27 protein-coding genes and 3 pseudogenes are annotated in these 20,588 nt (G+C 65.7%); 11 read left to right on the forward strand and 19 right to left on the reverse strand.

Annotated features, from left to right (window positions below):
• Positions 1-19: 19 nt before the first annotated feature.
• Positions 20-181, reverse strand: a complete 162-nt coding sequence (locus tag NM962_14825; GenBank protein ID UVO11255.1) for a hypothetical protein — start codon at positions 179-181, stop codon at positions 20-22.
• An 11-nt stretch (positions 182-192) separates the two neighbouring features.
• Between NM962_14825 and NM962_14830 the strand changes: the two genes are divergently transcribed.
• A complete protein-coding gene (locus NM962_14830; protein UVO11256.1) occupies positions 193-897 on the forward strand; it encodes a guanylate cyclase in 705 nt (234 codons plus the stop codon).
• A 54-nt stretch (positions 898-951) separates the two neighbouring features.
• Here the strand turns inward: NM962_14830 and NM962_14835 are convergent, their stop codons facing one another.
• Both NM962_14835 and NM962_14840 read right to left on the reverse strand, forming a co-directional pair.
• A complete protein-coding gene (locus tag NM962_14835) occupies positions 952-1,272 on the reverse strand; it encodes an antibiotic biosynthesis monooxygenase (protein UVO11257.1) in 321 nt (106 codons plus the stop codon).
• Positions 1,273-1,277: 5 nt separating this feature from the next.
• Positions 1,278-1,790: an OsmC family protein gene (locus NM962_14840; protein ID UVO11258.1), complete on the reverse strand. Its 513-nt coding sequence runs from the start codon at positions 1,788-1,790 to the stop codon at positions 1,278-1,280.
• A 102-nt stretch (positions 1,791-1,892) separates the two neighbouring features.
• On the opposite strand from NM962_14840, the gene NM962_14845 reads away from it, so the two are divergent.
• A complete protein-coding gene (locus tag NM962_14845) occupies positions 1,893-2,246 on the forward strand; it encodes a Fe-S protein (GenBank protein UVO11259.1) in 354 nt (117 codons plus the stop codon).
• On the opposite strand, the pseudogene NM962_14850 reads toward NM962_14845, so the two are convergent.
• The 5 genes and pseudogenes from NM962_14850 to NM962_14870 all read right to left on the reverse strand — a co-directional run bounded on the left by NM962_14850 (position 2,236) and on the right by NM962_14870 (position 4,797).
• Positions 2,236-2,847 (reverse strand): annotated as a pseudogene (locus NM962_14850) (VOC family protein). The gene NM962_14845 and the pseudogene NM962_14850 sit on opposite strands and share 11 nt — an antisense overlap.
• 73 nt (positions 2,848-2,920) lie before the next feature.
• Positions 2,921-3,187, reverse strand: coding sequence for a type II toxin-antitoxin system RelE/ParE family toxin (locus NM962_14855; GenBank protein UVO11260.1), 267 nt, complete (start codon positions 3,185-3,187; stop codon positions 2,921-2,923).
• A complete protein-coding gene (locus NM962_14860; protein ID UVO11261.1) occupies positions 3,184-3,423 on the reverse strand; it encodes a type II toxin-antitoxin system Phd/YefM family antitoxin in 240 nt (79 codons plus the stop codon). The genes NM962_14855 and NM962_14860 overlap by 4 nt, the downstream gene beginning before the upstream one ends.
• 156 nt (positions 3,424-3,579) lie before the next feature.
• A complete protein-coding gene (locus NM962_14865; GenBank protein ID UVO14748.1) occupies positions 3,580-4,368 on the reverse strand; it encodes a DUF4111 domain-containing protein in 789 nt (262 codons plus the stop codon).
• Positions 4,366-4,797 (reverse strand): annotated as a pseudogene (locus NM962_14870) (acetyltransferase). The gene NM962_14865 and the pseudogene NM962_14870 overlap by 3 nt, the downstream one beginning before the upstream one ends.
• 42 nt (positions 4,798-4,839) lie before the next feature.
• Here NM962_14870 and arr point away from each other — a divergent pair.
• Positions 4,840-5,250, forward strand: a complete 411-nt coding sequence (gene arr / locus NM962_14875) for an NAD(+)--rifampin ADP-ribosyltransferase (GenBank protein UVO11262.1) — start codon at positions 4,840-4,842, stop codon at positions 5,248-5,250.
• Here the strand turns inward: arr and NM962_14880 are convergent.
• The 9 genes from NM962_14880 to ychF all read right to left on the reverse strand — a co-directional run bounded on the left by NM962_14880 (position 5,187) and on the right by ychF (position 10,449).
• Positions 5,187-5,498, reverse strand: a complete 312-nt coding sequence (locus NM962_14880; protein ID UVO11263.1) for a hypothetical protein — start codon at positions 5,496-5,498, stop codon at positions 5,187-5,189. The genes arr and NM962_14880 overlap by 64 nt on opposite strands.
• A 138-nt stretch (positions 5,499-5,636) precedes the next feature.
• Positions 5,637-6,071, reverse strand: coding sequence for an EVE domain-containing protein (locus NM962_14885; GenBank protein UVO11264.1), 435 nt, complete (start codon positions 6,069-6,071; stop codon positions 5,637-5,639).
• A 206-nt stretch (positions 6,072-6,277) separates the two neighbouring features.
• Entirely contained in the window at positions 6,278-6,598 is a 321-nt protein-coding gene (locus NM962_14890; protein ID UVO11265.1) for a HigA family addiction module antitoxin, read from the reverse strand.
• Positions 6,573-6,854, reverse strand: coding sequence for a type II toxin-antitoxin system RelE/ParE family toxin (locus NM962_14895; protein UVO11266.1), 282 nt, complete (start codon positions 6,852-6,854; stop codon positions 6,573-6,575). Before NM962_14895 ends, NM962_14890 begins: the two co-directional genes overlap by 26 nt.
• A gap of 66 nt (positions 6,855-6,920) precedes the next feature.
• Positions 6,921-7,184 carry a type II toxin-antitoxin system RelE/ParE family toxin gene (locus NM962_14900; protein ID UVO11267.1) on the reverse strand — a complete coding sequence of 88 codons (264 nt, stop codon included), beginning with the start codon at positions 7,182-7,184 and terminating at the stop codon, positions 6,921-6,923.
• A complete protein-coding gene (locus NM962_14905; protein UVO11268.1) occupies positions 7,181-7,465 on the reverse strand; it encodes a type II toxin-antitoxin system Phd/YefM family antitoxin in 285 nt (94 codons plus the stop codon). Before NM962_14905 ends, NM962_14900 begins: the two co-directional genes overlap by 4 nt.
• Before the next feature lie 257 nt (positions 7,466-7,722).
• Positions 7,723-8,730 carry an alpha/beta hydrolase gene (locus NM962_14910; protein UVO11269.1) on the reverse strand — a complete coding sequence of 336 codons (1,008 nt, stop codon included), beginning with the start codon at positions 8,728-8,730 and terminating at the stop codon, positions 7,723-7,725.
• Between the two features lie 152 nt (positions 8,731-8,882).
• Positions 8,883-9,248 (reverse strand): zinc ribbon domain-containing protein YjdM, encoded by a 366-nt coding sequence (locus NM962_14915; protein ID UVO11270.1) that lies wholly within the window; start codon positions 9,246-9,248, stop codon positions 8,883-8,885.
• A gap of 127 nt (positions 9,249-9,375) precedes the next feature.
• A complete protein-coding gene (ychF, locus tag NM962_14920; protein ID UVO11271.1) occupies positions 9,376-10,449 on the reverse strand; it encodes a redox-regulated ATPase YchF in 1,074 nt (357 codons plus the stop codon).
• A 71-nt stretch (positions 10,450-10,520) separates the two neighbouring features.
• Between ychF and NM962_14925 the strand changes: the two genes are divergently transcribed.
• Complete coding sequence (locus NM962_14925) at positions 10,521-11,690, forward strand: hypothetical protein (GenBank protein ID UVO11272.1); 1,170 nt, start codon at positions 10,521-10,523, stop codon at positions 11,688-11,690.
• A 354-nt stretch (positions 11,691-12,044) separates the two neighbouring features.
• Positions 12,045-13,775 (forward strand): SulP family inorganic anion transporter, encoded by a 1,731-nt coding sequence (locus tag NM962_14930; GenBank protein ID UVO11273.1) that lies wholly within the window; start codon positions 12,045-12,047, stop codon positions 13,773-13,775.
• A 63-nt stretch (positions 13,776-13,838) separates the two neighbouring features.
• On the opposite strand, the gene NM962_14935 is transcribed toward NM962_14930, so the two are convergent.
• Entirely contained in the window at positions 13,839-14,855 is a 1,017-nt protein-coding gene (locus tag NM962_14935) for a 4-hydroxy-3-methylbut-2-enyl diphosphate reductase (GenBank protein ID UVO11274.1), read from the reverse strand.
• Between the two features lie 95 nt (positions 14,856-14,950).
• Between NM962_14935 and NM962_14940 the strand changes: the two genes are divergently transcribed.
• From NM962_14940 to NM962_14960, 5 genes and pseudogenes are all read left to right on the forward strand, one after another.
• Entirely contained in the window at positions 14,951-15,553 is a 603-nt protein-coding gene (locus NM962_14940; GenBank protein ID UVO11275.1) for a lipid droplet-associated protein, read from the forward strand.
• A complete protein-coding gene (gene xseA / locus NM962_14945; protein ID UVO11276.1) occupies positions 15,550-16,806 on the forward strand; it encodes an exodeoxyribonuclease VII large subunit in 1,257 nt (418 codons plus the stop codon). Before NM962_14940 ends, xseA begins: the two co-directional genes overlap by 4 nt.
• Positions 16,796-17,038 carry an exodeoxyribonuclease VII small subunit gene (locus NM962_14950; GenBank protein UVO11277.1) on the forward strand — a complete coding sequence of 81 codons (243 nt, stop codon included), beginning with the start codon at positions 16,796-16,798 and terminating at the stop codon, positions 17,036-17,038. The genes xseA and NM962_14950 overlap by 11 nt, the downstream gene beginning before the upstream one ends.
• Before the next feature lie 54 nt (positions 17,039-17,092).
• Positions 17,093-18,202, forward strand: a complete 1,110-nt coding sequence (locus NM962_14955) for an NAD-dependent epimerase/dehydratase family protein (protein UVO11278.1) — start codon at positions 17,093-17,095, stop codon at positions 18,200-18,202.
• 54 nt (positions 18,203-18,256) lie between these two features.
• Positions 18,257-18,586: pseudogene (locus NM962_14960) on the forward strand (SDR family NAD(P)-dependent oxidoreductase).
• Between the two features lie 332 nt (positions 18,587-18,918).
• Here NM962_14960 and NM962_14965 read toward each other — a convergent pair.
• Positions 18,919-19,815, reverse strand: coding sequence for a hypothetical protein (locus NM962_14965; protein ID UVO14749.1), 897 nt, complete (start codon positions 19,813-19,815; stop codon positions 18,919-18,921).
• A 397-nt stretch (positions 19,816-20,212) separates the two neighbouring features.
• Here NM962_14965 and rplS point away from each other — a divergent pair, with 397 nt between their 5' ends.
• Positions 20,213-20,554, forward strand: coding sequence for a 50S ribosomal protein L19 (rplS, locus tag NM962_14970; GenBank protein ID UVO11279.1), 342 nt, complete (start codon positions 20,213-20,215; stop codon positions 20,552-20,554).
• Positions 20,555-20,588: the final 34 nt, after the last annotated feature.

The following is a 20,588-nucleotide window of genomic DNA, read 5'->3' on the forward strand; positions in this document are numbered from 1 at the left end:
CTGGCGGGCCTAGGCTCCGTTAGTCTTCGCCGCCGGCCTCGGCCAGCCGCTCATGCAGCCGGGCGCGGATTTCGTCGGGCGTGTAGGCCCGTCGCCGCCGCTGGTCCCGCGCCACCAGCACTCCCCCGGCGGCAACCCCGACCACACCCGCCAGGCCGATCCATTTCCAGATGCTGCGCACGCTCACACTTTATGGTGCTGAGCGTGGACGAACACACCGTGACTTTGGAGCGTGCGTTGGCGGAGACGCGCACCGGCGACATCTGGCTGTTCCGGGGGCGCTCCGGCCCCGACCGCGCTATCCAAACGCTGTCCAACTCTCCGGTGAACCACGTCGGGATGACGGTGGCCCTCGATGACCTGCCGCCGCTGATCTGGCATGCCGAGCTCGGTGACAAGCTGCACGACTTCTGGACCGGCACCAATCACCGCGGCGTGCAGCTCAACGACGCCCGGGCCGCCGTCGAACAGTGGATGGGCCGCTACGAGCAGCGCTGCTGGTTTCGCCAGCTCAGTGGGACCATCACCCGCAAGCAGGAGAACCACCTGCTGCAGGCGATCGCGCGGATGGACGGCACCGCGTTTCCCACCACGGCGCGGCTCACCGGCCGGTGGCTGCGGGGCCGGATGCCCACCCTGGCCGACTGGACCCGCGGCATCCCGTTTCTGGACCGCAAGGTTCACGAGATCAGCCAGCGACGCAAGGCCCGCAACAGCAAGGTCGCGTTGCAGACCGCCTACTGCGCCGAGACGGTGGCCATCACCTACGAGGAGATGGGTCTGCTGTCGACCGACAAGAATTCGAACTGGTTCGACCCCGGCTCGTTCTGGAGCGGCGACATCCTGCCGTTGGCTCCCGGTTACCAGCTGGGCCGGGAGATCGTCGTGGTGCGCTAGTTGCGATTTCGGCGCGGTTTCGCCCGCCCAGCGGGAGTTATCGCGCCGAAATCGCTAGACCGTCAGCTCGCCCATCGCCGACCAGCCCGTGGCGTCGATCTGCTGGCTGATGATCTTCGGCGTCGACACGAGCGCCTGCGGCATGTCGGCCATGGCCTGCTTGAAGTGATCGCTGTTGACGTGCGCGCCGCCAGCCGCACCGTCCCGGAAGGCCTCGACGAGCACGTACTCGTTTGGATCCTCCAGGCTGCGCGACCAGTCGAACCACAGGTTGCCCGGCTCGGCACGGGTGGCCTCGGTGAAGCCGGCCACCAGCTGCGGCCAGCGCTCGGCCCACTCCGGCTTGACCGCGAACTTGACCACGATGAAGATCATCGCCGCTACCCGATTTCCAGCGTGCTGCGCACCGGGGTGACATTGGTGGTCAAATCCAGTACCGGGCAATGCTTTTCGACGACCTCGTGTAGTTCGCGGTACCGCTCTTCACTTTCCGGGCCAGTCACGGTGACGACCACCCGCACCTCGCTGAAGCCGGGGCGGACCGAATCGTCCAGACCGAAGAATCCGCGCACGTCCAGGTCTCCCTCGGCCCGCCCGGTGATCTCGTCGACCGCGATGCCCAACTTCTCGGCCCAGTACCGCCAGGTGACCACCTGGCAGGACAGCAGCGAGCCCAGGTAGTACTCGACCGGATTGGGTGCGGTGTTCTCGCCGCCGAGTGCTGGCGGTTCATCGACCTCAACGCTGTAGCGGCCCATGGTGATGGTGCTGGCGACGGCGTCGTGCGCGACGGCCGAGGCACGGAAGACCACCTGGGAGCCGGCGGGGTCGGCGGCAGCCGGGTCACTGGTGGCGGCGACGACGGCGGCCAGGCGAGTTGTCGAAGAAGTCATGCCGGTAAGGGTAGAACCCCGCGATGTGGTCGGCGAAGCACGCGGCCACCAGGTCGCCCAAAGGAATACCATTTGCCGCCGCCAGGGGCTAGCCTGAGCGACGTGGAGGTACTACGGCACGTAATAGTTCTGCTGCACATCGTCGGATTCGCGGTGACCTTCGGGGCCTTGATCGCCGAAGCCGCGGCACGGCGCTTCCAGCTCACCCCGGTGATGGACTACGGCGTGGTGCTGTCGCTGCTGACCGGACTCGCGCTGGCCGCCCCCTGGCCCGCCGGCGTGGTGCTCAACTACCCCAAGATCGAGATCAAGCTGGTGATCCTGATCGCCCTCGGTGCCGTGCTGGGCATCGGCCGGGCCCGGCAGCGCAAGTCAGGAGGGGAAGCCCCTCGCCCGCTGTTCTACGCCGCGGGCGCCCTGGCCCTGACGGCCGCGGGGCTCGCCGTCATCTGGTAGTCGTCACGTCTTGGCCATCGAATCTTTCTGATCCAAACGGGCTACGCCGAGTTCGACTCGGCAGCGTTCGCCGTGCCTGTAGAACGAAGCCCGGCACGGTGTTCACCAAGTCTGAGCGACTTCAGGCGAAGCCCCGAAGCGCGGAGTAAGAGGACCAGACCTGACGCGGGCTGGGAACTTTGGGCAACCACGCCAGCTCCCAGTGAATGCCGTTGATCGGGTCGTCGAAGAACACCGCGTAGTAGCCCGGCCAGTATTGCGGGTACTCCTTGGGTTCGTCGGTGACGTGGATGTCGCGCGCGGCCAAGAAGTCGCGGTGAAAGCGGTCGACCTCTTTCCTATTACGTGCCCACAACGCAATATGGTTGATGCCGACCGCCTGATCGCGGCGCGTCAGCTTCCCTCCGGTGCGGGCCGGCTGAATGCCGATGTAGCTGTGCGGATTTGCGTGATTGGTCATGTGGTAAATCGACTGATATTCCATGTTTAGCGACGAGACGCTGCTATAGCCGAGCCAGCCGAACAGCGCGTCATAGAACTTGAGGGAATCGTCGTAGTTCAAGACCGCGAACTCAACGTGACTGACTCCGCGCCACCTCATGTCGCCTCCCCCAAAGCTAATCACTACGCGACGTAGTAAGTGGGGGGCGGGTGTTGAGAAGGGCTGTAGACCCCTACGTTCGATAGACGTCGCAGCGGTGACGGACCGAAATCACCTCAACACGAATTCGGTAGTCGTCGATGTCGTAGAGGACGCGAAACTGCCTCCGTCGCGCCGCATAGGTTCCGGTGAGTTCATTTCGGAGCGGCTTGCCTACGCGTCGCGGATTTTCGGCCAGTGGTCCCATGATGAACTCGAGACACGCCGCAGCAACCGCTTCCGGAAGCTCCTCCGACAAGGCGCTGCGCGCACCCGGAGACAAGACCACCTCATAGATCACTGAGGCAATCGCCCTTTGGCCCGCATCTCCTTCGCCACATCATCAAGGGAGTAGAGATCCCCGCCGGCGATGTCGGCTTGCCCTTGACGAAGTTCTCTCATCAGATCCGGGTCGCTCAAGATGTCCAGCGTTTCCATGATCGAGTCGTAGTCGTCAGCGCCAAGAATCACGGCTGCTCGCCGGCCCTGCCGAGTAACCTCCACGCGTTGATGTGTCCGGACCGCCTCATCGACCAACTTGGACAGATTCGCCCGTACCTCGGCCAGCGGCAGCGTCGTTATGTACAGAATTCTAGCGCGAATGCAGGATAGGCGGCACCTCAGCTGCCGAATTTCGTGCGAGCCGCCTCGATTAAATGAACCTTGTGCAGCCCTCGGGGCGCGGTAGGCACGCTAGCCGCGGCCAGCCTCGTCGGCCTCGCGGATCAGCCCGACCAGCGTCGGCACCAACGCCACGACCTGGTCGTAGTGGTCGCGCCAGTCCACCTGGGCGAGGCCGAGATAGTCCTGCCCGGCAAGCTCCAGCAGAACACGATCTTGTCCCGTCAATCGCGGTGCGACTCGTTGCGCGGCAACGTCCTTGGCCACAATCTGCCCGGTCTCGATGGTGACCAGGATGCGCGCCAAGGTCAGTAGGAAGAACCGCTCCTCGCCGGCTGGGTCGTTCATGAGGTCGGGCAGCAACGCGAGCTGGGCGTGCCGGAGTAGCTCGGGCGGCACCGGAGCGACGAGAGCTTCGAGCGGTTGGCCGCGTAGCACCCGATGCGCGCTCTGGGCGGTGGCCAGCAGCACGACCACATCGGGGTCGGAAATCGGGGGCGGGACATGACCGTCCAGCAGCTCCGCGCGCAGCCATTCGCCGAATTGAAAGTCGCGGCGGGGCTTCTGCGGCAACGGATCAACGTCGGCCACGACCAGGCTGGTCAGTTCTAGGGGCCGACGGTCGGCGACCTCGGGGAACTGGGCAGCGTGCCCGCGCCACCCGGACGCACTCAGCAGCACGGAGACCAGCGAGGCCCGCTCGGACTCGGACAACGTCGTGCGGGTGAGGACCAGCAGATCGACGTCGCTGTCCGGCCGCAGCCCGCCGGTTGCCGCCGAACCGTAGAGGTAGGCGCCGACCGGCTCGCCCGGCCGGTTCTCGTTCAGATAACTCAGGACCGGCGTGAGCAGTGCCTCCATGTGCAGCAACGGGTATGGCCGACCCGCATCGTCACGCTCGCTGCGGCCCGTGACGACGAAACCGCGCCGAACGTAGAACCCGACCGCCTGCTCGTTCTGCTCGTTGACGTCGACCAAGCGGATCTGCTGCTCGGCCATCGCGTGTTCGAGAAGTGCGGTACCGACTCCGTGGCCACGAGCATCGGCGTGGACGAACAACATCTCCAGCTGCTCCCCCGCCGTGCCGGCGAAACCCACCGGCTCACCGTCGATCTCAGCGACGGTGAGACGAACTCCGGGAAAGTACTTGCCCGCCAGCTGGCTTTCGATCGCCGCGCGGTCGGCTTCTGCCACAAAGTCGTGCGTCGCGGCGACGGCGCTGCGCCAGATCGCCACCAGCCGGGGATATTCGGCCGGGCCGACGCAGTCACGGATCCGCACCGCGGTCAGATTACCGGGCAAGGGCCTCCACGCCTCGATACCCTGTAACCGATGGACGCGATCGAGGAAGCGGGCCCGTTCTTTCACGGCACCAAAGCTCAACTGGTGGTTGGTGACCTGCTCAGCGCGGGCTTCCGGTCCAACTACCGGCCCGAGATCGCGATGAACCACATCTACTTCACCGCGCTGGTCAGCGGTGCCGGGCTGGCGGCCGAGCTCGCCGCCGGCGACGGGGAACCGCGGGTGTACCGCGTCGAACCGACCGGGGAATTCGAGAACGACCCCAACGTCACCGACAAGAAGTTCCCCGGCAATCCGACCCGCTCATATCGCAGCAGTGCACCGCTTGTCGTTGTCGAAGAGATCCTTGATTGGCCGCGACTGACGCCCGAGGCACTTCAGGAGTGGCGTGATCGGCTGGCCGCGCTGCGCGCTGACGGGCTCGACGAGATCATCAACTGAGCGACGCTCCCGAAGACACCGCTTCCGGCAACTACCCGCTGAAGAACGGCGGCACCGCCGGCTGCCACTGCCCGGTACGGGACGATGGCGCGCTCGATGGACAGTCGCACGATGTCGATCAGCCCAGCCACCTGGCGGCGCTTGGCACGAAGCTTCACCAGGTAGCGGCCTCCGATGCACGCCGCAGCCACCACCACAAAAATCCAGAGCAGCGCCGCCACCAGGTAGATCACCTCAACCACCGACATGAGGACGAGCCTCCCCCATGGTCGTCGCAGTGAGGTCACCGCCGAGACACACGTCGGCGACTTCTCCGGCATCAACCACTGGTTAAAACGACTTCGCAACAGTCCCTACACGTTGAACCGCAACTCCACCACGTCCCGTTACCGATCAACGTCACTGACATAAACAGCCTCCGAGCCCTCGTCCACCAATGCCCAGATCGCCGCACTCTGCTCAGACGACAGAGAGAAGCAGCCGAAGCGCACGCGGTTCACCGGAAATTGGTCGCGAATGCGGCTGAGCGGCAGTGGGCTGATCTCCCGCAGGGAGGCGGCCAACCGAAAACCACCCGGAATCGCGGCGCTCGGTTCGGGAGCTTCACCGGTTATCTTTCCGACGATGGCGATCGCGCGGAAGGGCTCGCCGTCAGGAAAGGCCGTCTTCGGTGAGTAGATGAAGATGCCGTCGCCGATCTTCATGCGGGCCAATGGAGCGCGCTTGCCATGGTTCGCCATGACGAACCCGTCCCGGAGCCCACGTCGTGCGTGGTCGCGGGAAGCGACGATCACCCAGGTAGTTCGCTCGTCATGGCCCATAGGCAAACAGTACGAGTCGACACCGCCAGCTAGACGTTGAATCTGAACTCCACCGGATCCCGACGCCGATAAACGGCAGATTACGCAGGCGGCATCATGACCGGATACCGCACGAAGCGAATGCCCGTGAAAGTCGGACCGGCGCTCCTCCGCACCACATCTCGTACGAGACTCCATTGACCCGCAAGACTTTCCGTGATCAACAGCTACGCACTCTCTAGAGGCGTAATGGCCTCGACCTGGTCCATCAGCGCACGACGCTCGGTCCGGAGTTCGTAGTGCGACTGAAGGTTCATCCAGAACTCCTCTGACGTTCCGAAGTACCGCGCCAGACGGATCGCCGTGTCGGCCGTGATTCCACGCTTGCCGTGCACGATCTCGTTGATCCGACGCGGCGGCACACCGATGGACACGGCCAGCTTGTTCTGGGTGATCCCAAAGCCCTCGATGAAGTCCTCCATCAGGATCTCCCCCGGATGGATCGGCTCGATCCGATCATTCTCAGCGGCAGTCGACGAGTTCGACATCTTCTGCACCCCCTTCACTCCAGACAAAGCAGATTCGCCATTGGGCGTTGACGCGGATGCTGTGCTGCCCGCGCCGACCACCGACCAACCGCTCCAGGCGATTGCCCGGCGGAACTCGAAGATCCCTGATGACCCTGGCCGCATGGATCAGTTCGAGCTTCCGCAACGTTGCCCGCTGGATCGTCCGGTCCACACCCTTGACGTACCGCTCCTGCCAGATCCGCTCGGTGTCCTTGTCGCCGAACGACCTGATCACGAGACGATCGTATAACGCATCTCGTCAATAACGTTATACGTTAAACCGAAACTCCACCACGTTCCGTCACCGATAAACATCACGACGATGCCGTACGTCGATACCCCGGACAACGACGACGTCCTCATGGATCTCGTAGACAACCCGAAACTCGCCGCGCCGCGCCGACCAGCGATCAGCCAACTCGTCGCGCAGGCGCTTGCCGACCCTCTGCGGGTTCTCGGCAAGCGGACCGCGAATGAACTCCCAACAAGCCGCGGCGACCACCTCGGGAAGCTCCTCGCACAAACTTCGCCGGGCGCGCCGAGTCAGCTCGACCCGGTACGTCATGAAGTGATGATGCCCCTCGCACGGAGTTCGGCCTTCACCTCGTTAAGCGGGTAGACGCGGCCGGCCGCGATATCGGCGTCCGCCTCGCGAATGGCCTCCATCGCTTCTCGATCACCCAGAATCTCGAGCGTCTCTATGAGTGAGTCGTAGTCGTCGGCGCTGATCAGCACGGCGGCGCGGCGCCCGTTCTTGGTGACCTCCACCCGCTGATGCGTGCGCACGGCCTCATCCACCAATTTGGACAGGTTGGCCCGCACCTCAGCGAGCGGCAGCGTAGTCATGTACAGAATTCTAGCGCGGCGGAAGACGGGCGCGGTGACGCTAGGCGAATGAACGAGGGCACGCATGGAGAATCGCGGGTCAGGGGCCACGATCGACTGCGCCGACCCAGTTCGGATGCCAACATTCTGAGGACCGCTCCTCGGAATCGAGCCCTCGGACGAGGGCGACGAGGGCGTAGTTCTGGGCAGTCTGACGCTGCCCGTCTCCCCCCGTTCGGCGCGTTCAGACCATCGGTCATGACGCCAGACCCCGCGGGTCAGGTTGCGCTGCGGACGTCGCTCAACGCGCGCAGCAACTCCTCATCCGGATCCGCCACCGCTGGGTCGGCCGCTCCGTCGGTGAGTAGCCGACGCCACCGTTCCAGGTCGAAATCCAGCGGCACCGTACTGGTGATGAATTCGTCGACGAGGTCGGCGAACCGCAGCGGGTCGTCACGGAACGGGAAATGACCGGAATCGACGAAGGTTTCCAACCGCGAATGCGGCATAGCGGCGTGTGCGAGCTTGGCGTGCGAATACGGCAGCACCAGATCGTGGGTGCCCCAGACGATCATGATCGGGAGCCGTTCGGTGAGATAACTGCGGTCGAGCATGGTGACCATCTGCCCGCGCCAATCCACCACGGCGCGCAGCGTCCGCACGAACGCTGCCCGCTTGTTCGGCGAACTCAAATCACCTAGCACCCGCAGGATCTCGGGCAGATCGACCAGAAGCGCCGGCAGGTTCACCTTGTCGATCTGACCCCGAACCATCCGAAGCGCTGTCTCGAATCCTGGCACTGAAAGTGCGGCCAGCGCCTGCGGCGCTGCCGGCAGCGACGCCAGCCGCAGCGCGGGGTTGACCTCACGCTTCACACCGCCGGCGGCCACCAACACCAGCCGCTCAACCATCTGTGGGTACTGGTAGCAGAACTGCATCGCCACCCCGCCGCCCAAGGAATGCCCGATAACCGTCACCCGGTCAAAATTCAAGACCGACAGCAGATCTCGCATGCCGTTGGCGAACGCGGCGACGGAATAGTCAGCGCGCGGCTGATCCGAGAGCCCGTGACCGAGGAGATCCGGGGCGATCACCGTGTACTTCTGCGCCAGCAGCGGGATCAGCGGCTTCCAGGTCGACGAATTGTCCCCAATCCCATGGATCAACAGCAGCGGCGGCCCGTCCCCGGCCACCCGAAACGCCCGGAGATATCCGTGCACGGTTCGGTATTCGACTCGGGCCGGATCATCCGAGACCGTCCGCAATCGAGGCTTGCGCGTAACCATTCAGCGCTCCCTCCATCCGCAGTTACCCTTCAGCTAACCGCCTACCGGCCCGTTGCGCACCCGATGTTTCAATGATTTAACGCGCGACCTGCGCCACCCGCCATGACAACCTCACCGTCGACGAGGGCCGGCGATTCCGTGGAACAGACGGTTCAGACGACCTTCTTGACCACGCTCGACTTGAGCTGCATACGGCCCAGACCGGGCACATTCGCGTCGATATCGTGATCGCCGACGCCATCAGAGATGAGCCGGATCCCACGGACCTTCGTGCCAGCTTTGATGACAGAACCACCGCCGCCTTTGACCTTCACCGTCGTCGCGACAATCACGGTGTCTCCGTTGGCAAGGACATTGCCGACCGAGTCCTTGACGGCGACCTCCGCGTACGCCGAGTCGGCATCGGACGCCTCATCGGGGGACCATTCGTGGCCGCACATCGGGCACACCAGCAGTGCCCCCTGCTCGTAGCTGAACGCCTCACCGCAAGCCGGGCACGGCGGCAACTGATCTGCCACTTCGGTGGCCTCCTTGCTTGCCTGTTTGCCGTGGCCAATGTTGACCGGGATAGAAACTAGCAGTTCAAGGCCATCGCATGCCCGTCCGCAACGTCACCGGTCACGACGTTCAGACATGTCGGCAGTCTTAGACGTTGAACCGGAACTCCACCACGTCCCCGTCGGCCATGACGTAGTCCTTGCCCTCCATGCGCACCTTGCCGGCAGACTTGGCGGCGGCCATCGACCCCGCCTCGACCAGGTCGTCGTAGGAGACCACCTCGGCCTTGATGAAGCCCTTCTCGAAGTCGGTGTGGATCACCCCGGCCGCCTTGGGCGCGGTGTCGCCCTGGTGAATGGTCCAGGCCCGCGCCTCCTTGGGCCCGGCAGTCAGGTAGGTCTGCAACTTCAGGGTGTGAAAACCAGCCCGCGCCAAGGCATCCAGGCCACGCTCACTCTGCCCGATCGACTCCAGCAGCTCCATCGCCGACTCGTCATCGAGCTCGGCAAGCTCGGCTTCGATCTTGGCGTCGAGGAAGACCGCGTCGGCCGGGGCCACCAGCTCGCGCAGCGCAGCGACCCGCGCGGCATCGGTGAGCACCGACTCGTCGGCGTTGAACACATAAAGGAACGGCTTGGTGGTCAGCAGGTTCAGCTCGCGCAGCGGCGCGGGATCCACCCCGGCGGCGAACAGCGTCTTGCCGGTGTCGAGAATCGCCGCGGCGGCCACCGCGGCCTCGTGCATGGGCTTGCGGTCCTTGTTGTTGCGGGCTTCCTTCTCCAGCCGCGGCACCGCCTTCTCCAGGGTCTGCATGTCGGCCAGGATCAGCTCGGTGGCGATCACCTCGATGTCGGCCTCGGGGTCCACCTTGCCGTCCACGTGCACCACGTCGTCGTCGGCGAAGACCCGCACCACCTGACAGATCGCGTCGCACTCGCGGATGTTGGCCAGGAACTTGTTGCCCAGGCCGGCGCCCTCCGAGGCACCCTTGACGATGCCGGCGATGTCGACGAAGGTCACCGGCGCCGGCAGGATCCGCTCGGAGCCGAAGATCTCGGCCAGCTTGACCAGCCGGGGATCGGGCAGCGGCACCACACCCTCGTTCGGCTCGATCGTCGCGAACGGGTAGTTGGCGGCCAACACATCGTTGTGCGTCAGCGCGTTGAACAGGGTCGACTTACCGACGTTGGGCAACCCCACGATTCCCAGACTCAGGCTCACGGGAAGCCAAGTCTAAGGCCCGGGGCGTGCCGCCGTGCGCCCCCGCCGCCGTCAGCCGGTACCGTCAGTGTGTGGCAGTAGCGCGGGAGAAGTCGGCAGTGGCCGCTGACCACCGTTCGATTTTGCCGAACATCGCCGGATTGCCGTGGTGGAGTGCCGTGGCCGTGGCGGTGGTCGCGACCGCGATCGGGGTAGCGTTCGACGCCGGCTCCGGAGACAAAGAACTGACCATCGTCTTCTCCGCGCTCTACGCGATGGGCTGTATCGCCGCGGTGCTCATGGTGCAGCAATCGGCCGTGTTCGCCACGGTGGTCCAACCCCCGCTGATCCTGTTCGTCAGCGTGCCCAGCGCGTACTGGCTGCTGCGCGGCGGCGGATTCCCCGGCCTCAAGGCCATCGTCATCAACTGCGGCTATCCCCTGATCGAACGATTCCCGCTGATGCTGTTCACCGCCGCGGCGGTGCTGCTGATCGGAATGGTCCGTTGGTACCTCGGGATGCTGGGCGGAACCGCAAAACGCGAAACCGCGGACGACGCCACTCCGAAGCGGGCCACCCTCAGCGACCGGGTGGGTGCCATGCTCACCTCGGCCCTCACCCGCAACCCCGCGCACGCCATCGAGAAGCCGGCTTCCCGCGAGGGGCGCCCGGGTCAGCGTCCCCGTCGCGCCACCGCGGAATCCCGTCGGGCCGCGCGCGCGGGTTCTGGGTCTCGATCACGGACCCGCTCCACCGAGCGCCGCGGCGCGACCAACGGCTCGGCGCCGACACGTTCGCGGCACGTTCGGCCGGACATGGACGCCCGCGCCGCAGACCAACCGCGCCCGCGTCGCCGCCCGGCAGCCGACGGCCGCGACCAACCAATGCAGCAACGGCGCCGCCCGGCTCCGGAGGCGCATGACGAGCGTCAACCCCGCCGGCGCCCGGCACCCGACTGGCAAGACGAGCCGCGGCGGCGTCCGCGCCCGCCCCAGGACGCATCGCGCTCAGGCGATCCGCTCTCGAGGGCGAACCGGGATCCGCATCCACGCAGCTACCGCCCGACCGAAGCCTCCGAGTCGATGCCCCGGCGCCGACCGGCGCCGACGGGCGCCGACGGGCGCGGCAATGGAACCGGCACTCGGCACCCCGTTTCCCAGGTGCGCTACCGCGGGTCAGGAGCCGACGAGGCCGACGCGGCGCCCCGCGCCCGCTCGCGTCCACCGCGCGACGAAGTCGACTCCTGGGAGTTCGACGTCTAGCCAAGCCGGCTCGCACCGCGCTCGACACTTAGCCTCGATCCACCGACGAAACAGGGGTCTCCGAGGTGCTGAATCAAGCCAAATTTGCTACCGAGCTGGGATGAGTTATCGATACTTAGGTGGAACTGGGCCGATGCAGCTAACCGTATCGGCCTGATGGTTTGGCGTTTACCACAGCGCGGATTTTTTGGTGGCTGCGGCTCAATTGGCGCATTCCGCTGTAACGACTACCATGCGATTTGTCCGTCCCACCCCCGTATTTCCGTCCTCCCGGCATGAAGTCGGAGTGATGCGGCACGAATTTCGGCAGCGCTTTACCCCAGTGTTTTAAGCCGGTGCCGAGAGAGCTGATCCATGAAACAGATCGTGACCGTTCCGACCGAAAAGCCGCGCAATGGCCTGGCCGGTCTCAAGCACTGGCGCTATGACCTCCGGTCAGGTTTCACCGTGGCCATGGTCTCGCTGCCGTTCTCGATGGGAATCGCGATCACCTCGGGCGCGCCGCCGATCTGCGGGATCGTGTCGGCGATCATTGCGGGTTTTGTCCTGCCGTTTTTAGGCGGCTCGTATGTGACCATCAGCGGCCCGGCGGCGGGATTGGCGCCGGTCCTGTTCGCCGGCATGATCACGCTGGGACAGATCCGCCTGGGCGAGGGCGCCTCGGAATCGGAGTTGCTTGCGGTCGGATATCCCCTGGTTCTGGTTGCCATCGCCCTGGCGGGCGGGGTGCAGTTGATCCTTGCCAGGTTGAAGGTGGCCCGTCTGAGCGCCATCTTCCCGGCTGCGGCCATTCAGGGCATGCTGGCCGCGATCGGCCTGATGATCATCGCCAAGCAGATCCCGCTGTTTATGGGTGTGCCGTTCGAGGGCCGCGAATTCTGGGCGATCTTAGCCGAAGTTCCCCGCCACCTCGGGTCGATGAACCTTCAGGTCTTCATCCTGGGGATCGGTTGCCTGGCGGGGCTTTTCGTGCTGACAGCGATGCCCGGGCGACTGCTGAGGGTGATGCCGCCACCGGTCTGGGTGTTCTTCGTCGGCACGCTCGCCAGCGTATTCATCCTGAAGCTGGACGAGCCCTACCTGATCAACGTCCCCAGTTCGGTCATGGACGGGGTTGTCATGCCTCAGTTCGGAACGGTGTTCGCCCATCCCGAACTATGGCTGACGCTGGCCTACCTGGTCATCACCCTGGTCTTGATCGACGGGGCCGAGTCCCTGGCCACGATCGCGGCCGTGGACAGAATCGATCCCTTTCGCCGCCGCTCCGACCCGGATCGGACCCTGCAGGCCATGGGCGCGTCCAACGTCGCCTCCAGCGCGCTCGGTGGATTGACCATCATCCCCGGCATGATCAAGAGCACCGCCAATATTCTGGGCGGCGGCCGGACCCAGTGGGCCAACTTTTACAACGCCTGTTTCCTGCTGATGTTCGTGCTGCTGTTCAGCAACCTGATCAACATGGTCCCTTTGACGGTGCTGGCCGCCGTCCTGGTGTTCATCGGCTACAAACTGTGCAAGCCCGCGGTTTGGCTCAATGTCGCACGGGTCGGGACGGAGCAGTTCATCATCTTCGCGATCACCTTGCTCGTGACGTTGACGACGGACCTGCTCATCGGCCTTCTGGCCGGCGTCGCCGTGAAATTGGCGCTGAATCTGTGGTTGGAGAGTCTTTGGCACACGCTGCGCAACCGCTCGGATTCCGCCAATCCGAGTCTTGCCCGGCGCTTGCTCAGTCTCTTCCGCAATCCGGTGTCGCAAAGGGATTTCGATGAGGGTGCCTACCACCTGTACCTGGATGGTTCCCTGGTGTGTTTCAACCTGTTCCACGTAATTCGGGAGTTAGGGCAGTTTCCGCCGGATACACAGACGGTGCAACTGCACTTGAGCCGGCGCGTGCCCCTCGTCGATCACACGACGAGTGAGACCCTTCGATATTTCCTGGAGGAGTTCAGCGGCCAGGACGACAGTCCGACGCTGGTGATCGAGGGATGGGACCACATGCGGCCCCTCTCCAATCACGAGACAAGTACGCGGATCGCCCTGGCCAACCTCGACGCGTTAGAGAGCCCCAAAACAACGGATTGACTGCTGACATTCTTCACTGAGCAGCCATCAAGCGCCCGGCTGACGGCGCGCCTGCGATCGACGCTAGCGCCGATCCGGCCGGATCTCGCGAGGCAAGGCGAACACCAAGGTCTCGTTGGCGGTGGCCACCGGGAACACCGTGCCATAGCCGTGCTCGGCAAGCCGCTCCAGCACTCCGCGGACCAGGATCTCCGGCACCGACGCACCCGAGGTGACGCCGATGGTCTGTACCTCGCCTGCTTCGGGAGCCAGCCACGCCGGGTCGATGTCGTCGGCGTAGTCCACCAGGTGGGCCGCGCCGGCACCGGCACCCAGCGCCACCTCGACCAGCCGGCAGGAGTTCGAGGAGTTCCGCGAGCCCACCACGATCACCAGCTCGCACTCCGGGGCCATCGCCTTGACCGCGGTCTGGCGGTTCTGAGTGGCGTAGCAGATGTCGTCGCTGGGCGGATCCTGCAGGTTCGGGAACCGTTCACGCAGCTTGAACACTGTCTGCATCGTCTCGTCCACGCTGAGCGTGGTCTGCGACAGCCACACGATCTTGTTCTCGTCGCGGACGGTCACCGCGGCTACAGCATCTAAGCCGTCAACCAACTGCACGTCGTTGGGGGCCTCGCCGATGATCCCGACGACCTCTTCGTGGCCGGCGTGGCCGATCAGCAGGATGTCGTAGCCATCGCGAGCGAATCGCTTGGCTTCGTTGTGCACCTTGGTCACCAGCGGACAGGTCGCGTCGATCACCCGCAGACCGCGGTCGGCGGCAGACTCATGCACGGTCGGGGCCACACCGTGCGCGGAGAACACCACCATGGCGCCTTCGGGCACCTGATCGGTCTCGTCCACGAAGACCGCACCCTTATTCGTCAGGGTGTCCACCACATGCTTGTTGTGCACGATCTCGTGGCGCACGTACACCGGGGCACCATGCTTCTCCAGGGCCCGCTCGACGGTCTCGACTGCTCGGTCCACGCCCGCGCAGTAGCCGCGTGGCTCCGCCAGCAGCACCCGCTTGCCGGCGGGGGCGCCGCTCGCCCGCGCGGCTGAACGGTAGGCGATCTCCACGTCGACGGTTTGGGGCATGGCAACCAGCGTACGGTCTGCCGATATGAGACCGCCAGCTCGCGTCATGCCGGTCAATACTTGGAGATGACCGGCAGGTAAGGCAGGCTGGGGCCATGGCAACTGCACCCTTTGGAGTCCGGCTTCTGGTCGGCGCGGCCACCGTCGCGGTCGAGGAGACCCTGAAGCTGCCGCAAACCATCCTGACCTACCCGATGACGCTGGCCAGCCAGGCCGCGCACGCGGTGATGCGCTGGCAGCAGGGTGTCGCTGACCTGGTCAACAAGGGCGACACCACTCTCGAGTCGCTGTTCCCGCCAAAGGATGAGCAGCCGGAGTGGGCAACCTTCGATGACGATGTCGACGACAGCTTCGATGGCAGTGCCGCAACGTTCGACGACGACGTCGCCGGCCCGCGCAACGACGGGCGGTTCGCCCTCTACTCGTTCAGCGAAGACGGGGCGACCCCGCCGAGCGCACCCTCGGCCAACGAGGCTCCTGCCGGCCGGAACGGTGCCGCGGACCCGCCGGTGCCCACCCCAGACCTGGTCGACGAGCTCGATTACGGCTCGCTGACCCTGGCCCAGCTGCGGGCCCGGCTAGCGTCGCTCAGCCTCGACGAGCTGGAGACCCTGCTCGCCTACGAAGAGGCCACCAAGGCCCGCGCACCGTTCCAGACGCTGCTGGCCAACAGGATCACCCGCACCACCGCGAAGTGACCGCCCCCGCGCCGGGCGAATCCGCCGAAAACCCGTTCCCGGTCCGCGCGGTTGCCATCCGGGTCAAGGGCTGGATCGACCGGCTGGGTTCGGTGTGGGTGGAAGGGCAGCTCACCCAGATCAACCTGCGCCCCGGCGTGCGGACGGTCTTCATGGTGCTGCGCGATCCGGCCGCCGACATGTCCCTAACGGTGACGTGCAGCCCCGAAATGGTGGCTTCAGCGCCGGTCAAGCTGACCGAAGGCACCCAGGTGGTGGTCTGCGGCAAACCCAATTTCTACACCGCCCGGGGCACCTTCTCGCTGCGCCTGACCGAGATCCGCGCCGTGGGCGTCGGCGAGCTGCTAGCCCGCATCGAGCGACTGCGCCGGCTGCTGGACGCTGAGGGATTGTTCGATCCGCGACTCAAAAGGCCGCTGCCGTTCCTGCCCGGCACGATCGGCCTGATCACCGGGCGCGCCAGCGCTGCCGAGCGCGATGTCATGACGGTGGCCGGCACCCGGTGGCCGGCGGTGCGCTTCGCGGTGCGCAACACCGCCGTGCAGGGACCGACCGCCGTCGCCCAGATCGTCGAGGCGCTGCGCGACCTGGACGCAGACCCGGCCGTGGCAGTGATCGTGCTGGCCCGCGGGGGCGGCAGCGTCGAGGACCTGCTGCCGTTCTCCGACGAAACCCTGTGCCGGGCCATCGCGGCGTGCCGCACCCCGGTGGTCAGCGCGATCGGCCACGAACCCGACAGCCCGCTGTGCGATTTGGTCGCTGACCTGCGCGCGGCCACCCCCACCGATGCGGCGAAGCGGATCGTCCCGGACGCCGCCGCCGAACAGGCGCTGGTCGACGATCTGCGAAGACGTAGCGCGCAGGCGGTACGTAACTGGGTGGTGCGCGAGGACCGCGTGCTGACGCAACTGCGCAGCCGACCGGTGCTGGCCGACCCGCTGCGCGCGCTGACCGAGCGCGGCGAGGAGATACGGCGTGCCCTGGCCGCGGTGCGCCGGGACGTCACCCGGCTGATCGCCGTACAGAACGAACGGGTGGGGCACCTGGCGGCCCGGCTGGCTACCCTGGGCCCGGCCGCGACGTTGGCGCGCGGCTACGCGGTCGTCCAGACTGTCGGCGCGGCGGGACCGCATGTACTGCGGTCGGTCAACGATGCGCCGGCCGGCACCCGACTGCGAATCCGGGTGGCCGACGGGGCCGTCGCGGCAACGAGTGAGGGGCGACTTCTTGGAGGACCCAGCGATGGCAGCTGAGCAAGCCGATCCGGTGACACCCGTTAGTGAGCTTGGCTATGAGCAATGCCGCGACGAGCTGATCGACGTGGTGCAGCGGCTGGAGCAGGGCGGGATGGATCTCGACGCGTCGTTGAGCCTGTGGGAACGGGGCGAGCAGCTGGCCAAGCGGTGCGAAGAGCACCTGGCCGGTGCCCGCCGTCGGGTGCAGGAAGCGCTGGACTCCGAGCCCGGCGACGACGCCCGCGCGTGACTTCCCTCTTTACAAGACCACGGGAACTGAAACACGTTCAGTTATGCTCGCCCGATGGGTGATCCTTCACTGACTACTGAACTCGGCCGGGTACTGGTCACCGGGGGCTCCGGCTTCGTCGGAACCAACTTCGTCAAGACGCTGCTGGAACGCGGCTACCAGGTGCGGTCCTTCGACCGCGCGCCGTCGAGCCTGCCCGACCACCCCAACCTGGAGAAGCTCGAAGGCGACATCTGCGACCCGCAGACCGTGGCCGCGGCGGTCGCCGACATCGACACCGTGTTCCACACCGCCGCGATCATCGATCTGCAGGGCGGCGCCAAGGTCACCGACGAGATCCGCCGTCGCAGTTTCGCGGTCAACGTCGACGGCACCAAGAACCTGGTCCAGGCCGGACAGCAGGCCGGGGTGAAGCGGTTCGTCTACACCGCCTCCAACAGTGTGGTGATGGGCGGCAAAGCCATCTCGGGCGGCGACGAAACCATGGCCTACACCACCAAGTTCAACGACCTCTACACCGAGACCAAGGTGGTCGCCGAGAAGTTCGTGCTCGGCGAGAACGGCGTTGACGGCATGCTGACCTGTGCGATCCGCCCGTCGGGCATCTGGGGCGACGGGGACCAGACCATGTTCCGCAAGCTGTTCGAAAGCGTGGTCGCCGGTCACGTGAAAGTGTTGGTCGGCAGCAAGCGCGCCAAGCTCGACAACTCCTACGTGCACAACCTGATTCACGGTTTCATCCTGGCCGCTCAGCACTTGGTGCCCGGCGGATCGGCACCCGGTCAGGCCTACTTCATCAACGACGGTGAACCGATCAACATGTTCGAGTTCGCTCGACCGGTCATGGAGGCGTGCGGCGAGCACTGGCCCAAGCTGCGAGTGTCCGGCCGGATGGTGCGCGACACGATGTTCGCCTGGCAGTGGCTGCACTTCCGGTTCGGCCTGCCCGAGCCGATGTTGGAACCCGGCGCGGTGGAACGGCTTTACCTGAACAACTACTTCTCGATCGCCAAGGCCGGCCGCGATCTCGGCTACCAGCCTTTGTTCACCACCGAGCAGGCCATGGCCGACTGCATGCCGTACTACAAGGAGCTCTTCGAGCGGGTCAAGGCCGAGGCGCATCCGCACCTGGCGACGGTGGTCGCCGAGCCGCACCCGGAGTAGTCCTGGCTTCAGCCGCACTTTCACGGCAGGATCACGCTAGCTGAGGAGGTGGTCGTGGGAGCGGTGCTGGTCACCGGCGGATTCGGGCTGGTCGGTTCGGCGGTGGTGCGGCAGTTGGCCGCCGATGGCCGCGCCGTTGTCGCGACCGACCTGGACACTCCGGCCAACCGCAAGGCGGTCGCCGCACTACCCGCGTCGGTGCAAGTGCGCTACGCCGATCTGACCGATCCGGCGGCCGTCGACGCTCTGGTCGGCGCTGTCCGGCCGGCCGCGATCATCCACCTGGCGGCGGTGATCCCGCCGTTCATCTACATGCACCGCGACCTGGCGCGTCGCGTCAACGTCGAGGCCACCGGGCACCTGTTGGCAGCGGCCGCCGCCCAAACCGAACCGCGGGGTTCGTCCGGCGGTTCCAGCGTCGGCTCTCCTCCGTCGAACCTCGCTAAACCGCGGGGTTCGTCCGGCGGTTCCAGCGTCGGCTCTCCTCCGTCGAACCTCGCTAAACCGCGGGGTTCGTCCGGCGGTTCCAGCGTCGGCTCTCCTCCGTCGAACCTCGCTCAACGCCCGACCCCGCAAACGCCTCGGCTGGCGCACCCCCGCCGAAGAACTCGACCGACTACTGTCAGACCCGTCCACGTTTGTTGCAGCGACCGCCTGAATCCAAGCGGACTTTCGCCGACGAAACCGCACACTCGGCGCCAGGACGACGAAGCTGCCTAGATCCGGCCGCCGGGGAAGATGGTCTTCACGGCTTCGGTGATGGTGGTGCGCGCGGTGGCGTCATCACTGGGCTGCAGTGACTCGATCACCACGATGTAGCGACGATCCGCCCCGACCACGCCGGTCGACAGGTGCATCCAGTTGTTGCCGATGCAGCACATCCAGCCCTGCTTCACCGCCACCGGCTCGTCGTACAGGCCTTCCGGGATCCCGAAGCGCTGCGGGTAGCCGTCGAGGCCGCTCGGGGTGGACTGCGCGAGGTTGTTCATGATGATGTTGGCCTGGGCCGGTGGCAGACCGCCGGAACCGTTGAGCAGCATGTCGTAGTAACGCGCCAGGTCCGGTGCGGTGCTGATGGTGTTCCACCAGGCACCGTTCGACGGCGGTGCGGTGCCGGCCAGACCATAGCGGCCGGCCACCCGGGTGATGATCGCGTTGCCGCCGTTCTGGTTCCAGAATGTCTCGGCCGCCCCGTCGTCGGACGCGCGCAGCATCGAATCGAGAGCAGCCCGGTCATCAGCCGACAGGCCGGCTTCGGCCTTGCGCAGCAGCAGGTCGTCGGCGATGAACAGCTTGACGACCGACGCAGTGGCGATCGGCCGGGTGTTGCCGTTGGTGATCAGCTGGTGCGAGATCCGGTCCAGCACCGCCACCGAGATGTTGGCACCGACCTTGGCGGCATCGTCGGTGGCTTCCTGCATGCGCGCGGAGAGACCATCGACCACCGCGGCCGGCTGAATCGCAGGCGCCCGGGGGGCTTCGATCGCCGTGGCCACCGGTGTCACCTCGGGTGCGCGGTACGGCGTCGGCCGTACGGCGTCGGCGCCATAGACCTTCTCGTCGCAGCCGAACACCACCGTGGAAATCACCATGACGATGGTCAACAGAAGCATCGATGGCCGCACGGCGGGTGGCCTCCTCAACAGGTATCAGGTGCGTAACGGCACCGACATGGGGTTCACGGGCTCGCCACAACTGCTGCCATCGGCCCGCCGGATAGGTTACCGCGTGGGCAAGCGGATCGCGCAGTTCGGTCGCCTCCAGAATTATCACGGCGGCCCGGCTCGGCGTGGAACGACCAGCGGCGATTTGCGCGATTTCACTGGTTGCGCTGCGTCTGGCACAATTGAGCAGTTGTCGCCTGCGGTTGATGCTGCAGCGGAGTCCTGGCGTCCCGGTCACCGCACAGCGCGACAACATGCCCGAACCCATCGGCTCGGTAACCGTCTGCATGCCCACAACGCGTGTCGGCCGGTCCGAAGCCGCGACCTGCGAGGAAGTGTTTCCGCAATGAACACGCTGGACATCGTCGACAAGGCGTCGCTGCGCGACGACATCCCGGCCTTCGCCCCCGGCGACACGGTCAACGTGCACGTGAAGGTGATCGAGGGCTCCAAGGAGCGCATCCAGGTGTTCAAGGGTGTGGTCATCCGCCGGCAGGGTGGCGGCGTGCGCGAGACGTTCACCGTCCGCAAGGAGAGCTACGGCGTCGGCGTGGAGCGGACCTTCCCGGTGCACTCGCCGAACGTCGACCACATTGACGTCGTGGTCCGCGGTGACGTCCGGCGCGCCAAGCTGTACTACCTGCGTGAGCTGCGCGGCAAGAAGGCCAAGATCAAGGAAAAGCGCTGATCTTGCCCGCGCCGGGCTTTTTCCGATCGGTCTC

The organism is Mycobacterium sp. SVM_VP21, assembly GCA_024758765.1.
GTDB lineage: Bacteria > Actinomycetota > Actinomycetes > Mycobacteriales > Mycobacteriaceae > Mycobacterium > Mycobacterium heraklionense_C.

Excerpts from the sequence above, each read along its gene's own strand:
- NM962_14885 (UVO11264.1), bottom strand. The coding sequence starts at position 6,071 with ATGGGCCATGACGAGCGAACTACCTGGGTGATCGTCGCTTCCCGCGAC.
- NM962_14930 (UVO11273.1), top strand. The coding sequence starts at position 12,045 with ATGAAACAGATCGTGACCGTTCCGACCGAAAAGCCGCGCAATGGCCTG.
- NM962_14955 (UVO11278.1), top strand. The coding sequence starts at position 17,093 with ATGGGTGATCCTTCACTGACTACTGAACTCGGCCGGGTACTGGTCACC.
- rplS (UVO11279.1), top strand. The coding sequence starts at position 20,213 with ATGAACACGCTGGACATCGTCGACAAGGCGTCGCTGCGCGACGACATC.
- NM962_14865 (UVO14748.1), bottom strand. The coding sequence starts at position 4,368 with ATGGAGGCACTGCTCACGCCGGTCCTGAGTTATCTGAACGAGAACCGG.
- NM962_14890 (UVO11265.1), bottom strand. The coding sequence starts at position 6,598 with ATGTCGAACTCGTCGACTGCCGCTGAGAATGATCGGATCGAGCCGATC.
- NM962_14840 (UVO11258.1), bottom strand. The coding sequence starts at position 1,790 with ATGACTTCTTCGACAACTCGCCTGGCCGCCGTCGTCGCCGCCACCAGT.
- NM962_14905 (UVO11268.1), bottom strand. The coding sequence starts at position 7,465 with ATGACTACGCTGCCGCTCGCTGAGGTGCGGGCCAACCTGTCCAAATTG.
- NM962_14910 (UVO11269.1), bottom strand. The coding sequence starts at position 8,730 with ATGGTTACGCGCAAGCCTCGATTGCGGACGGTCTCGGATGATCCGGCC.
- NM962_14950 (UVO11277.1), top strand. The coding sequence starts at position 16,796 with ATGGCAGCTGAGCAAGCCGATCCGGTGACACCCGTTAGTGAGCTTGGC.
- NM962_14900 (UVO11267.1), bottom strand. The coding sequence starts at position 7,184 with ATGACGTACCGGGTCGAGCTGACTCGGCGCGCCCGGCGAAGTTTGTGC.
- NM962_14880 (UVO11263.1), bottom strand. The coding sequence starts at position 5,498 with ATGTCGGTGGTTGAGGTGATCTACCTGGTGGCGGCGCTGCTCTGGATT.
- NM962_14965 (UVO14749.1), bottom strand. The coding sequence starts at position 19,815 with ATGCTTCTGTTGACCATCGTCATGGTGATTTCCACGGTGGTGTTCGGC.
- NM962_14935 (UVO11274.1), bottom strand. The coding sequence starts at position 14,855 with ATGCCCCAAACCGTCGACGTGGAGATCGCCTACCGTTCAGCCGCGCGG.
- NM962_14835 (UVO11257.1), bottom strand. The coding sequence starts at position 1,272 with ATGATCTTCATCGTGGTCAAGTTCGCGGTCAAGCCGGAGTGGGCCGAG.
- NM962_14830 (UVO11256.1), top strand. The coding sequence starts at position 193 with ATGGTGCTGAGCGTGGACGAACACACCGTGACTTTGGAGCGTGCGTTG.
- arr (UVO11262.1), top strand. The coding sequence starts at position 4,840 with ATGGACGCGATCGAGGAAGCGGGCCCGTTCTTTCACGGCACCAAAGCT.
- NM962_14940 (UVO11275.1), top strand. The coding sequence starts at position 14,951 with ATGGCAACTGCACCCTTTGGAGTCCGGCTTCTGGTCGGCGCGGCCACC.